The 11,871-nt window shown below is 71.7% G+C and carries 10 protein-coding genes and 1 pseudogene; 5 read left to right on the top strand and 6 right to left on the bottom strand.

Annotated features, from left to right (window positions below):
* The first annotated feature begins 46 nt into the window (after positions 1 to 46).
* Positions 47 to 1,261 carry an acetyl-CoA C-acetyltransferase gene (locus ABEB09_RS03985; protein WP_345687134.1) on the top strand — a complete coding sequence of 405 codons (1,215 nt, stop codon included), beginning with the start codon at positions 47 to 49 and terminating at the stop codon, positions 1,259 to 1,261.
* Between the two features lie 60 nt (positions 1,262 to 1,321).
* Positions 1,322 to 3,496: a 3-hydroxyacyl-CoA dehydrogenase NAD-binding domain-containing protein gene (locus ABEB09_RS03980; protein WP_345687132.1), complete on the top strand. Its 2,175-nt coding sequence runs from the start codon at positions 1,322 to 1,324 to the stop codon at positions 3,494 to 3,496.
* A 183-nt stretch (positions 3,497 to 3,679) separates the two neighbouring features.
* Here the strand turns inward: ABEB09_RS03980 and ABEB09_RS03975 are convergent, their stop codons facing one another.
* Positions 3,680 to 4,423, bottom strand: a complete 744-nt coding sequence (locus ABEB09_RS03975) for a MerR family transcriptional regulator (RefSeq protein WP_345687130.1) — start codon at positions 4,421 to 4,423, stop codon at positions 3,680 to 3,682.
* A 115-nt stretch (positions 4,424 to 4,538) separates the two neighbouring features.
* Between ABEB09_RS03975 and ABEB09_RS03970 the strand changes: the two genes are divergently transcribed.
* Positions 4,539 to 5,018 carry a macro domain-containing protein gene (locus tag ABEB09_RS03970; RefSeq protein ID WP_345687128.1) on the top strand — a complete coding sequence of 160 codons (480 nt, stop codon included), beginning with the start codon at positions 4,539 to 4,541 and terminating at the stop codon, positions 5,016 to 5,018.
* Between the two features lie 55 nt (positions 5,019 to 5,073).
* Here the strand turns inward: ABEB09_RS03970 and ABEB09_RS03965 are convergent, their stop codons facing one another.
* On the bottom strand, positions 5,074 to 5,496 hold the full coding sequence (locus ABEB09_RS03965) for a hypothetical protein (protein ID WP_345687126.1): 423 nt from the start codon (positions 5,494 to 5,496) through the stop codon (positions 5,074 to 5,076).
* Positions 5,497 to 5,741: 245 nt separating this feature from the next.
* On the opposite strand from ABEB09_RS03965, the gene ABEB09_RS03960 reads away from it, so the two are divergent.
* Positions 5,742 to 6,518, top strand: a complete 777-nt coding sequence (locus tag ABEB09_RS03960) for a GNAT family N-acetyltransferase (protein WP_345687124.1) — start codon at positions 5,742 to 5,744, stop codon at positions 6,516 to 6,518.
* Positions 6,519 to 6,525: 7 nt separating this feature from the next.
* Here ABEB09_RS03960 and sph read toward each other — a convergent pair whose 3' ends face one another.
* Positions 6,526 to 7,509: a sphingomyelin phosphodiesterase gene (sph, locus tag ABEB09_RS03955; RefSeq protein ID WP_345687122.1), complete on the bottom strand. Its 984-nt coding sequence runs from the start codon at positions 7,507 to 7,509 to the stop codon at positions 6,526 to 6,528.
* Positions 7,510 to 7,710: 201 nt separating this feature from the next.
* On the opposite strand from sph, the pseudogene ABEB09_RS03950 reads away from it, so the two are divergent.
* Positions 7,711 to 8,585 (top strand): annotated as a pseudogene (locus ABEB09_RS03950) (oxygenase MpaB family protein).
* On the opposite strand, the gene ABEB09_RS03945 reads toward ABEB09_RS03950, so the two are convergent.
* The 3 genes from ABEB09_RS03945 to ABEB09_RS03935 are packed head-to-tail and all read right to left on the bottom strand — an operon-like array spanning position 8,557 to position 11,761.
* Complete coding sequence (locus tag ABEB09_RS03945) at positions 8,557 to 9,921, bottom strand: GH1 family beta-glucosidase (RefSeq protein ID WP_345687120.1); 1,365 nt, start codon at positions 9,919 to 9,921, stop codon at positions 8,557 to 8,559. The pseudogene ABEB09_RS03950 and the gene ABEB09_RS03945 overlap by 29 nt on opposite strands.
* A 17-nt stretch (positions 9,922 to 9,938) precedes the next feature.
* Positions 9,939 to 10,775: a carbohydrate ABC transporter permease gene (locus tag ABEB09_RS03940; protein WP_345687118.1), complete on the bottom strand. Its 837-nt coding sequence runs from the start codon at positions 10,773 to 10,775 to the stop codon at positions 9,939 to 9,941.
* Positions 10,772 to 11,761: a carbohydrate ABC transporter permease gene (locus ABEB09_RS03935; protein WP_380840690.1), complete on the bottom strand. Its 990-nt coding sequence runs from the start codon at positions 11,759 to 11,761 to the stop codon at positions 10,772 to 10,774. The genes ABEB09_RS03940 and ABEB09_RS03935 overlap by 4 nt, the downstream gene beginning before the upstream one ends.
* Positions 11,762 to 11,871: the final 110 nt, after the last annotated feature.

Below are 11,871 nucleotides of genomic sequence, written 5' to 3'. Positions count from 1 at the left end.
GCCCCCGCCCGCACCGCTTGCCCAACCCTCCTGAAAGGCCTCACCTGTGAGCACCGAAGCGTACGTGTACGACGCGATCCGCACCCCGCGCGGCCGCGGCAAGGCGAACGGAGCCCTGCACGGCACGAAGCCCATCGACCTCGTCGTCGGCCTCATCCACGCGCTGCGCGACCGCAACCCCGGCCTCGACCCCGCCGCGATCGACGACATCGTCCTCGGCGTCGTCGGCCCGGTCGGCGACCAGGGCTCCGACATCGCCCGTATCGCGGCCATCGCCGCCGGGCTGCCCGACACCGTCGCGGGCGTCCAGGAGAACCGCTTCTGCGCCTCCGGCCTGGAGGCCGTCAACCTGGCCGCGGCGAAGGTCCGCTCCGGCTGGGAGGACCTGGTCCTGGCGGGCGGCGTCGAGTCGATGTCGCGGGTCCCGATGGCCTCCGACGGCGGCGCCTGGTTCGCCGACCCCATGACCAACCTGGCCACCAACTTCGTGCCGCAGGGCATCGGCGCCGACCTGATCGCCACCATCGAGGGCTTCTCGCGGCGCGACGTCGACGAGTACGCCGCCCTGTCCCAGGAGCGCGCCGCGGCCGCCTGGAAGGACGGCCGCTTCGACCGCTCCGTCGTGCCCGTGAAGGGCCCCGGCGGGCTGCTCGTCCTCGACCACGACGAGCACATGCGTCCCGGCACCACCGCCGACTCGCTCGCGAAGCTGAAGCCGTCGTTCGCGGACATCGGCGAACTGGGCGGCTTCGACGCGGTCGCCCTCCAGACGTACCACTGGATCGAGAAGATCGACCACGTCCACCACGCGGGCAACTCCTCCGGCATCGTCGACGGCGCCGCCCTCGTCGCCATCGGCTCCAAGGAGGTGGGGGAGCGGTACGGGCTGAGGCCCCGCGCCCGGATCCTCTCCGCCGCCGTCTCCGGCTCGGAGCCCACCATCATGCTGACCGGCCCCGCGCCCGCCACCCGCAAGGCGCTCGCCAAGGCCGGGCTCACCATCGACGACATCGACCTCGTGGAGATCAACGAGGCGTTCGCCGCCGTCGTCCTGCGCTTCGCCAAGGACATGGGCCTGTCCCTCGACAAGGTCAACGTCAACGGCGGCGCCATCGCCCTGGGCCACCCGCTGGGCGCCACCGGCGCGATGATCCTCGGCACCCTCGTCGACGAACTGGAACGCCAGGACAAGCGATACGGCCTCGCCACGCTCTGCGTCGGCGGCGGCATGGGCATCGCCACCGTCGTCGAACGCGTCTGAACCCGTCCCGTCCCTCCCCGACGGCCTCGCGGCCAAGGCCCCTACGGAGCAACCAGAACCATGAGCGAGCCCACCACCATCCGCTGGGAACAGGACGAGACCGGCGTCGTCACCCTCGTCCTGGACGACCCGAACCAGTCCGCCAACACCATGAATCAGGCCTTCCGCACCTCGATCGCGGCGATCGCCGACCGCATCGAGGCCGAGAAGGACACCATCCGCGGCATCGTCTACACCTCCGCCAAGAAGACCTTCTTCGCGGGCGGCGACCTCAAGGACATGATGAAGGCCGGCCCGGCCGACGCCCAGGAGGTCTTCGACGCCGCCTCCGAGATCAAGCGCTCCCTGCGCCGTATCGAGACCATCGGCAAGCCCGTCGTCGCCGCCATCAACGGCGCCGCGCTCGGCGGCGGTTACGAGATCGCCCTCGCCAGCCACCACCGCGTCGCCCTCGACGCGCCCGGCTCCAAGATCGGCCTGCCCGAGGTCACCCTCGGTCTGCTCCCCGGAGGCGGCGGCGTCACCCGCACCGTCCGCCTCATGGGCATCGCCGACGCCCTCCTCAAGGTCCTGCTCCAGGGCACCCAGTACAGCCCGCGGCGGGCCCTCGACAACGGCCTCGTCCACGAACTCGCCGCGACGCCCGAGGAGATGCTCGCCAAGGCGCGGGCCTTCATCGACGCCCACCCCGAGTCGCACCAGCCGTGGGACGTGCCCGGCTACCGCATCCCGGGCGGCACGCCGTCGAACCCCAAGTTCGCCGCCAACCTCCCCGCCTTCCCGGCGAACCTGCGCAAGCAGCTGAACGGCGCCCCCTACCCGGCGCCCCGCAACATCCTCGCGGCCGCCGTCGAGGGCTCCCAGGTCGACTTCGAGACCGCCATGCTCATCGAGGCCCGCTACTTCACCGAGCTGGTCACCGGCCAGACGGCCAAGAACATGATCCAGGCGTTCTTCTTCGACCTCCAGGCGGTCAACGCGGGCCGCAGCCGCCCCCAGGGCGTCGAACCCCGCACCGTCCGCAAGGTCGCGGTCCTCGGCGCCGGCATGATGGGCGCCGGCATCGCGTACTCCTGCGCCAAGGCCGGCATCGACGTCGTCCTCAAGGACGTCTCCGCCGAGGCGGCCGCCAAGGGCAGGGCGTACTCGGAGAAGCTGTGCGCCAAGGCCGTCCAGCGGGGCCGTACGACCCAGGAGAAGGCGGACGCGCTGCTGGCCCGCATCCGGCCCACCGCCGATGTCGCCGACCTCGCGGGCTGCGACGCGGTCATCGAGGCGGTCTTCGAGGACACCGCCCTCAAGCACAAGGTCTTCCAGGAGGTCCAGGACGTCGTCGCCCCCGACGCCCTGCTCTGCTCCAACACCTCCACGCTGCCCATCACCGTGCTGGCCGAGGGCGTCGAGCGCCCGGCCGACTTCATCGGCCTGCACTTCTTCTCACCGGTCGACAAGATGCCGCTGGTCGAGATCATCAAGGGTGAGCGGACCGGCGACGAGGCGCTGGCCCGCGCCTTCGACCTCGTCCGGCAGATCGGCAAGACGCCGATCGTGGTCAACGACTCGCGCGGCTTCTTCACCTCGCGCGTCATCGGCCAGTTCATCAACGAGGGCGTCGCCATGGTCGGCGAGGGCGTCGAGCCCGCGTCGATCGAGCAGGCGGCCGGCCAGGCCGGCTACCCGGCCAAGGTGCTCTCCCTGATGGACGAGCTGACGCTGACGCTGCCCCGCAAGATCCGCACCGAGACGCGGCGCGCGGTCGAGGAGGCCGGCGGCACGTGGCAGCAGCACCCGGCGGAGGCCGTGATCGACCGCATGGTCGACGAGTTCGGCCGTCAGGGCCGCAGCGGCGGCGCGGGCTTCTACGACTACGACGAGAACGGCCGGCGGGCCGGCCTGTGGCCGGGGCTGCGCGAGCACTTCACGAAGCCGGACGCGGACGTCCCGTTCGAGGACATGAAGGAGCGGATGCTCTTCTCCGAGGCGCTGGACTCCGTCCGCTGCCTCGAGGAGGGCGTGCTGACGTCGGTCGCCGACGCCAACATCGGCTCCGTCATGGGCATCGGCTTCCCGGCCTGGACCGGGGGCGTCCTCCAGTACATCAACGGCTACGAGGGAGGCCTCCCCGGCTTCGTGGCCCGCGCCCGAGAACTGGCGGCCCGCTACGGCGAGCGCTTCGAGCCGCCGGCCCTGCTGGTGGAGAAGGCGGCACGGGGGGAGACCTTCACGGACGCGTAAGAGCCGGTCGGGAGCGCCGTTCCGCTCCGGGCCGCCGCCGTTCCTGCTGTGGGCGGCACCGCCGTTCCGCTGTGGCCATACGTTCCGCCCGGTGTCCCCCTGGACGTAGTCCTCGGGGGAGGAACGGGTGGGCACAGCGGAACGGCCCCCGGACCGACGGGATCGCGCCCGGGCCCGGCCCGCCTACTCCGGCCCCCGGAAAGCCGAGCGCAGCTCGTCCTTCAGCGACCGCTGGAACGCGGTCACCAGCGCCTGCACCACCAACGGCTGCATGTGCGCCGACAGCGACTTCATCGCCCGCACATGCTGCGGATCCCCCGGATCCTCCTCCCGCTCCCGGTACGGGTTCCACACCTCGTCCCGGAACAGCCGCGCCAACTCCTGCGCCGCCTCCCGGGCGTGCTCCACCAGCACGTCGCGGGAGGCCACGAGCGTCCCGTGCGGGATGGGCACGTCCAGCAGCTGGAGCCCCAGCCGCAGCAGTCCGGGGTCGACCCGGAACACCCCGTCCCGGTCGGTACGGGCCAGCACGTCCATGGCGGCGAGCAGCGCGAGCGCGTCGTCGTCCAGCGCCCGCCCGGCCCGCCGCTCCAGCTCCTCGCGGGTCAGCTCCTCCGCCGTGTCGGGCGCCCACGTGGCCACCAGGGCGCGGTGGATGGCCAGGTCGTGGGCGTTCACGTCCGGCGGCAGCTGCTCCAGGTACCGTTCGATGGCCGCGAGGGTCATGCCCTGGTGCTGGAGCTCCTCGATGAGGGCGAGCCGGGCCAGGTGCTCGGGGCCGTAGCGGCCGACCCGGCGGGGTCCGATGACCGGCGGCGGCAGCAGGCCGCGCGTGCTGTAGAACCGGATGGTCCGCACGGTGACCCCGGCCCGGGCGGCGAGTTCGTCGACCGTGAACGTCGACTGCGGCTCGGTCTCGGTCGCCATGCTGGGGGCCTCGCTTCCGGCTGTGGTGTCGCACTGGTGCAACAGTATTGCTGTCTCACCACTGCTGTGAAAATCCATGAGCCGAATGTCAGTGCCGGACCGTACGGTGGTTCGCATGACGGGGATCACGTACGTACAGGGGGACGCCACCACGCCGCTGGGCAAGGGCGTCAAGATCATCGCGCATGTCTGCAACGACCTGGGCGGCTGGGGCAAGGGCTTCGTCCTGGCGATCTCCCGCCGCTGGCCGGAGCCCGAGGCGGCGTACCGCAGCTGGCACCGCGCCCGCGCCGGCAACGACTTCGCCCTCGGAGCCGTGCAGTACGTGCAGGTGGGCCCGCACCTGTGGGTGGCGAACATGGTGGGGCAGCGCGGGATACGGACGGGCAGCAAGGGCGTCCCGGTGCGGTACGAGGCGATCGACCGCGCCCTGGCGTCGGTCGCCGGCAAAGCGGCGGAGCTGGGCGCGTCGGTCCACATGCCCCGCATCGGCTGCGGGCTGTCGGGCGGCAAGTGGTCGAAGGTCGAGCCGCTGATAGCCGAGCGCCTCGTGGCGCGCGGCGTACCGGTGACCGTCTACGACCACGGCGCCTGACGGGGCCTGGCGGGCCTGAAGGGGCTCGGCGGCGCCGGATACGGGGCCGGCCGGGTCAGGCCACCTGCTGCCCGTGCACGAAGAGGTACCAGTAGGCCGCCCAGGCGCACAGCCCCGCCAGGAGTACGGCGCCGGTACCCAGTAGCACCCGCGCGGCACTCGGCCGCTCGTACGCCTCCGCGCCGGGCACCAGGAGCAGCAGGACGCCCGAGGGCAGGAAGAGGAACATGCCGAAACCCATCAGCATCAGGGAGAAGCCGATCAGGCTGGCGCCGATGACGACGCAGGTCCACCTGAAGACGTCGGGGCGGCCCGCCAGGAACAGCGGAAGGGCGATCGCCGCGGCGCACGGCACGAAGATCTGCCCCAAGGTGATGCCCACGCCGAAGAGGACCGCGGGGACGGCGGCCAGCAGCGCCCCCACCACGAATGCCCGCTGCTGCCAGTAGACCCGGATGCCCGCCTCGGTGCCCGTCATGCCGTGCACAGCCCGCCCCCGCTCATCGACTTGAACGCGTTCAATGTGAACGCGTTCAACTTAGCGCGACGAGGAAGCGCACGCAAAGCCGAGGCGCACGCAAGGCCGAAGCGCACGGAAAGCGGAGGCGCGGGCAAAGCGGAGGCGCGGGCCGGGCGGAATCACGCAGAGCGGAGGCGCCTGCGAAGCGCGGCCGCCGCGAAAAGGGTTTGCCGCCGCCCCGCCGCCGGTGGTGGGGTGACCGCATGGATCATGAGCGAGTGCTGGCGCTGTACGACCTGCGGATGCGCCGCGAGGTCCGCCCCGACGGACCGGACTGCCGGGTCGAGCACGTGGGCCGCGTCGTACGGATGACGGGACCCGCGCACGCGTGGAACGGGGTGGTGTGGTCGGACCTCGACGCCCACAGCGCCGACGAGGCCATCGCGGAGCAGATCCGCCACTTCTCCGGCCGCGCGCCGGAGTTCGAATGGAAGCTGTACGCCCACGACCGGCTGCACGACCTGGGCGAGCGGCTGCTGCGGGCGGGTTTCCGAGCCGAGCCCGAGGAGGCCCTGATGGTCGCCGAGGCCGCCGGGATCGCCGCCGAACCGCGGCTGCCCGACGGCGTGGAGATCGTTCCGGTGACCGACGCCGCCGGCGTGGACCTCATGGCCGACGTGCACGACCGGGCGTTCGGCACGGACAGCACCCGCCTGCGGCAGTGGCTGCTCGACCGGCTGGCCGCGGACCCCGGCACGGTCACGGCCGTGGTCGCCGTCGCGGACGGCCGGCCGGTCAGCTCGGCCCGGCTGGAGCTGGTGCCCTGCACGGGCTTCGCCGGGCTGTGGGGTGGTGGCACCGTGCCCGAGTGGCGCGGCCGGGGCCTCTACCGCGCCCTCGTCGCCCACCGCGCCCGCATCGCCGCGGACCTCGGCTACGAGTGGCTCCAGGTCGACGCGTCCGACGACAGCCGCCCCATCCTGGGCCGCCTCGGCTTCGCCGTGCTGTCCACCACCACCCCGTACGTCTACGCCCGCTGAGGCCGGCCTACTGACCGGACGCGACCACGGGGTAGTGGTCCGACAGGTTCGTGTAGGTGTAGGAGGTGCCCCAGCTGGACACCGTCCACGGTGCGCTCTGCTCCTTGATCACCTGGTTTGTCCAGCCCGCCGGACGGGCGTGCCCCGCCCGGTGGAGCACGTGATCGAGGTCCTCGCGCGGGTCGTCGGGGTAGCGCTCGGCGGCGATCGAGTTCTCGTCGGTGTCGAAGGAGTACGGGTGCCCCGTCCGGGCGTCCGCGCCGGCCAGGCCCCCGTCGGCGAGCATCGTCGTGTACTCCGGGGTGCGCGAGTCCACGTTGAGGTCACCCGCCACGATGACCTGCTCCGACGCCGGGATGTTCTTCGCGTCGAGGAACGCGTCCATCGCCCGGAACTGCCGGCTGCGCATCTGCGCGGCCTCACCCGCGGAGCACCCCGGGTCGGTCGACTGCGCGTGGGTGCCCACGACGTGCACCTTCGTGCCGTTGACGTCGAGCACCGCGTACACGAAGCCCTTGTTGGAGTACCAGTCCGCGCCGCAGGCGTCCTTGTAGACGTACTGCTCCTTGCGCAGGATCGGCCACTTGCTGAGCACGGTGACCCCGCCGTCCTCCGGCGTGACCGACGAGTACGCGCCGCCCGTCGCGTCCCAGCCGGTCCTGCTCCGGCCCATCACGGGGGTCTGGTAGGGGTACTGGCCGGCGGCGTTCCGCATCAGCGCGTCCGACGACGTGTTGTCGAACGCCTCCTGGAGGACCACCACGTCGTTGTCCCGGAAGAACGGCGCCGCCGGGATCTCCTTCGCCCGGTGGTCCTGACCCCAGTTGGGATAGAGGTTCTTGCTGAAGAGGAACACGTTGTACGTGAGCACCTTGAGCCGCGGCGTCTCGGCGGCGGACGCCGCGGGGGCGGTCGCGGCCAGACCGGACGCGGCGAGGACGAACGACAGGGCGGCGGCACCGGAGGCGCGGCGGAACGCGGAACGCGACACGGAAACTCCCTTGCGGGGCTGGGGGGTTGGGGTGGCGCCGCACATCACATCATCTGCGGTTACTCTCCGGTAGATGCCGGGTGGAGAAAATCTTGCGGCGACCGGGCGGCTCGGCGAAGATCCACCGCCCACCCCCGGCACCGTCCGGGACATCCCCGCTCGCATACTGGAAGTCCAGCCACCGAAACCGGAGCAGCACCCATGAGCAAGGCCCCCGACCACCCGGCACCGCCCCCGCCCGGCGGGGTCCTGTGGAGCCTCACCGGTGACGTCCGCGGCCTGCTCATGCTGCCCGCCGCCCTCGCCCTCCAGGTCGCGCACCCCGCCGTCGGCGCCGGCGTCGACGAGCACTCCGTCTTCCGCACCGACCCCTGGGGCCGCGGCGAGCGCTCCCTGCGCTCCCTCCAGCTGTGGGTGTACGGCGGCGAGGCGGCCGCCGAGGAGGGCCGCAGGCTCCGCCGCCTCCACCGCACCATCCAGGGCACCGACACCCGAGGCCGCCGCTACCACTCGCTCGACCCGGCCAACTACGCCTGGGTCCACGCCACCGGCTTCCCCGTCCACCGCTACGCCGCCCGCTACCTCATCCGCCCCATGACCGAGGCGCAGGAGCGGCGTTTCTACGCCGAGTGGCTCCAGGTCGGCCGCGTCCTCGGCATCCGCGACCGGGACATGCCGCAGACGATCGAGGAATTCTGGCCGTACTACCACAAGGTCCTCGCCGACGAGATCGAGATGACCGCGGTCGTCCGGGACCTCGTGGCGACCGATGTCCCCTGCCCCCGCCCGACCGCGGCCCCCTCCCGCTCACGCTCCTCCTGCGGGCCCTGTGGCCGCTGCTCTGGCCCCGCGTCGCCCGTTTCCGCGCCTTCGTCACGGTCGGCTTCATGCCGCCCGAGGCCCGCGAGGCGATCGGCCTGGAGTGGACGGAGGCCCAGGAGCGGAAGCTGCGCCGCTTCGCCCGGGTCGTACGGGCCGTGGTGCCCGTGCTCCCCGAGCGGCTGCGCTACCTGCCGCTGGCCCGGCGGGCCCGCCGGGAGTACCGGCTCAGCCGGCGAGCCCGCCCCGCGCGATGACCTCGGCGTACCAGCGGGCGCTGTCCTTCGGTGTACGGCGCTGCGACGCGAAGTCCACGTGGACGATCCCGAACCGCTTGCTGTAGCCGTACGCCCACTCGAAGTTGTCCAGCAGCGACCACAGGAAGTAGCCCCGCACGTCCACGCCGTCCCCGAGGGCCCGGTGCACGGCGGTCAGGTGCCGGTCCAGATACGCCACGCGCTCGGGGTCGTGCACCTCACCCTCCGGATCGGCGTAGTCCTCGTACGCCGCGCCGTTCTCCGTGATCACCAGCGGTACGTCGGGCAGCTCGTCGCGCAGCCGGGTCAGCAGCTCGTACAGCCCCTCCTCGTCGACCGGCCAGTCCATCGCGGTGCGTGGCCCCGGCGCGGGCTCGAACCGCACACGGGACTCGGCCCCCGGCCACGGGGAGGGCCCCTCGTGCGTCCCGGCGGCCACCACGGTGGGGGAGTAGTAGTTGATCCCCAGCGAGTCGACCGGCGCGGAGGTCACCTCCAGGTCGCCGTCCCGCACGAACGACCAGTCCGTCAGGTCCGCCGTGTCGGCGACCAGGTCCCCGGGCAGCCGTCCGTGGAACACCGGGTCCAGGAACACCCGGTTGCCGAGGGCGTCGATGCGCCGCGCCGCGTCCCGGTCCGCCTCCGTGTCCGTCAGCGCCCGTACCGCATGGAGGTTGAGCGTCAGCGACACCTCGGACTCCGCCGGCAGGACCGCCCGCAGCGCCTGTACGGCACGCCCGTGCGCCAGGTTCAGGTGGTGGGCCGCCCGCAGCGCCGCCACCGGGTCGGTGCGCCCCGGCGCGTGCACCCCCGACCCGTACCCGAGGAACGCCGCGCACCACGGCTCGTTCAGCGTGGTCCAGGTGGCGACCCCGTCACCCAGCGCGCCGGCCACGATCCCGGCGTACTCGGCGAACCGCTCGGCCGTCTCGCGCTGCGGCCAGCCGCCCGCGTCTTCCAGCTCCTGGGGCAGGTCCCAGTGGTACAGCGTGGCAACGGGCCGAATGCCGGCAGCCCGCAGCTCGTCCACCATCCGCCGGTAGAAGTCCAGGCCCTTCCGCACCGCGGGACCGCGCCCGGTGGGCTGGACGCGCGGCCAGGCGACGGAGAACCGGTAGTCGGTGACGCCCAGGTCCTTCATCAGACCGATGTCCTCGGACATCCGGTGGTAGTGGTCCGCGGCGATGTCACCGGTGTCGCCGTTGCGGACCTTGCCCGGGGTCCGGCTGAACGTGTCCCAGATGGACGGCGTACGGCCGTCCTCGGCGGCGGCACCCTCGATCTGGTAGGCGGCGGTGGCGGTGCCCCAGCGGAAACCGGACGGAAAAGAACGCATCAATGTCTCCAAAGAACTCATCCCTTGACGGCGCCCTGCATGATGCCGCCGACGATCTGACGCCCCAGCAGCCCGAAGACCAGCAGCACCGGAAGCGTGCCGAGCAGGGTGCCGGCCATGATCACGGACTGGTCGTGGACGTAGCCGCCGCCGAGCTGGCGCAGGGCGACCTGCACGGTCGGGTTCTGCGACGACAGCGCCACGACGGGCCAGAAGAAGTCGTTCCAGGCGGCCATGAACGTCAGCAGACCGAGCACGGCCATCCCGGGCCGGGCGACGGGCACGACGATGGACCAGAAGATCCGCGCGGTGGAGGCCCCGTCCACCCGGGCCGCCTCGATCAGCTCGTCCGGCAGCGCCTGCACCAGGAACTGCCGCATGAAGAACACCCCGAACGCCGACACCAGGCCGGGCAGGATCACCGACTGGAGCTGGTTGACCCACCCCAACTCCGCGACCAGCATGAACAGCGGGATCACCCCGAGTTGCGGCGGGATCATCATCGTCCCCACCGTGATCGCCAGGAGCGCGTTCCGCCCCCGGAACCGCAGCTTGGCGAAGGCGAACCCGGCGAGCGTGCAGCACAGCACCGTGCCGACCGTGATGGACCCGGAGACGATCAGCGAGTTCAGCAGCGCCGTCCCGATGTCCGCCTCCTCCACCACGGCCTCGAAGTTCCGCAGCAGGTGCGGCCCCGGCAGCAGCGACGGCGGCACCTTCGCCAGATCGGCGTTCGAACGACTGGCGGCGACGATCGTCCAGTAGAACGGGAACGCCGAGACGATCACCGCCACGATCAGCACGGCGTAAGCGATCCTGCCGCCGTGCAGCGTGCGCCCCGCGCGCCTGCTCATCGTCCGGCCTCCTTACGTGAACGGCGGCGCACGACCAGGGCGTTGACGCCCACGAGCACCACGATGAGCAGGAACATCACCCAGGCGACGGCCGCGGCCCGGCCCAGGTGGAAGAAGCCCCAGCCCTGCTCGTACATGTAGAGCCCGAGCGTCTGGTACTGGTGCGAGATGCCGCCGGACACCGAGCCCTCGAAGAGCAGCGGTTCACCGAACAGCTGGGTGGCCCCGATCGTCGACACGACCACCGTGAACACGATCGTCGGCCGCAGCCCCGGCAGGGTCACATGGAAGAACTGCCGCCACCGCGAGGCCCCGTCCATCTCGGCGGCCTCGTACAGCTCGCTCGGGATGGACTGCATCCCCGCCAGATAGATGAGCGCGTTGTACCCGGTCCACCGCCAGATCACGATCGTCGAAACGGCGATCTGCGACGCGAGAGTCCCGGTCTGCCAGTCGACGGGCCCGACGCCCACAACCCCCAGCACGTAATTGACCAGCCCGAAGTCCCGCCCGAAGAGCTGGGCGAACACGAGCGTCGCGGCGGCGACCGACGTCGCGTAGGGCAGCAGCATGGCGGTCCGGAAGAACGTCCGCCCGCGCAGCTTGTAGTTGAGCAGATGGGCCAGCCCCAGCGCCATTACCAGCTGCGGCACGGTCGACAGCACGCCGATGGTGAAGGTGTTGCGCAGCGAGACCCAGAAGTACTCGTCGCCGAACAGCGCGACATAGTTCCCGAGCCCACGCCACTCCATGTCGCCGGGCGTCTGGAGCTCGACGCGGTAGAGCGAGACGAAGGCGGTGTAGAGCAGCGGGAAGAGCCCGAAGGCGGCGAACAGGGTGAAGAACGGCGCGATATAGGCGTACGGCGAGACGCCCCGCCAGAACCGCCGCGAAGCGGTGAGGGACACGGTAGGGGCCCTTCGAAGTCGAATCAGAAACAAGAACCGGCGGGCGGGGGCCACCCACCCCCCCGGTGAGCCGCCCATGGACGGGCGGGTCCACCCACCCAACCCCACCGGCGGTGAGCCGCCCACGGACGGGCGGTCCCATCCACCCCACCCCCCACCGGGGGTGAGTCGCCCACGGCCGGGTGGCG

Source organism: Streptomyces coeruleoprunus (assembly GCF_039542925.1).
Taxonomy (GTDB): Bacteria; Actinomycetota; Actinomycetes; order Streptomycetales; family Streptomycetaceae; genus Streptomyces; species Streptomyces coeruleoprunus.
This window is presented reverse-complemented; position numbering and strand designations above follow the sequence as displayed.

What these genes read in the sequence shown, in the direction of transcription:
- ABEB09_RS03960 (WP_345687124.1), top strand. Translation starts at nt 5,742, where the DNA reads ATGGATCATGAGCGAGTGCTGGCGCTGTACGACCTGCGGATGCGCCGC.
- ABEB09_RS03935 (WP_380840690.1), bottom strand. Translation starts at nt 11,761, where the DNA reads ATGGGCGGCTCACCGGGGGGGTGGGTGGCCCCCGCCCGCCGGTTCTTG.
- ABEB09_RS03965 (WP_345687126.1), bottom strand. Translation starts at nt 5,496, where the DNA reads ATGACGGGCACCGAGGCGGGCATCCGGGTCTACTGGCAGCAGCGGGCA.
- ABEB09_RS03975 (WP_345687130.1), bottom strand. Translation starts at nt 4,423, where the DNA reads ATGGCGACCGAGACCGAGCCGCAGTCGACGTTCACGGTCGACGAACTC.
- ABEB09_RS03980 (WP_345687132.1), top strand. Translation starts at nt 1,322, where the DNA reads ATGAGCGAGCCCACCACCATCCGCTGGGAACAGGACGAGACCGGCGTC.
- ABEB09_RS03945 (WP_345687120.1), bottom strand. Translation starts at nt 9,921, where the DNA reads ATGCGTTCTTTTCCGTCCGGTTTCCGCTGGGGCACCGCCACCGCCGCC.
- ABEB09_RS03970 (WP_345687128.1), top strand. Translation starts at nt 4,539, where the DNA reads ATGACGGGGATCACGTACGTACAGGGGGACGCCACCACGCCGCTGGGC.
- ABEB09_RS03940 (WP_345687118.1), bottom strand. Translation starts at nt 10,775, where the DNA reads ATGAGCAGGCGCGCGGGGCGCACGCTGCACGGCGGCAGGATCGCTTAC.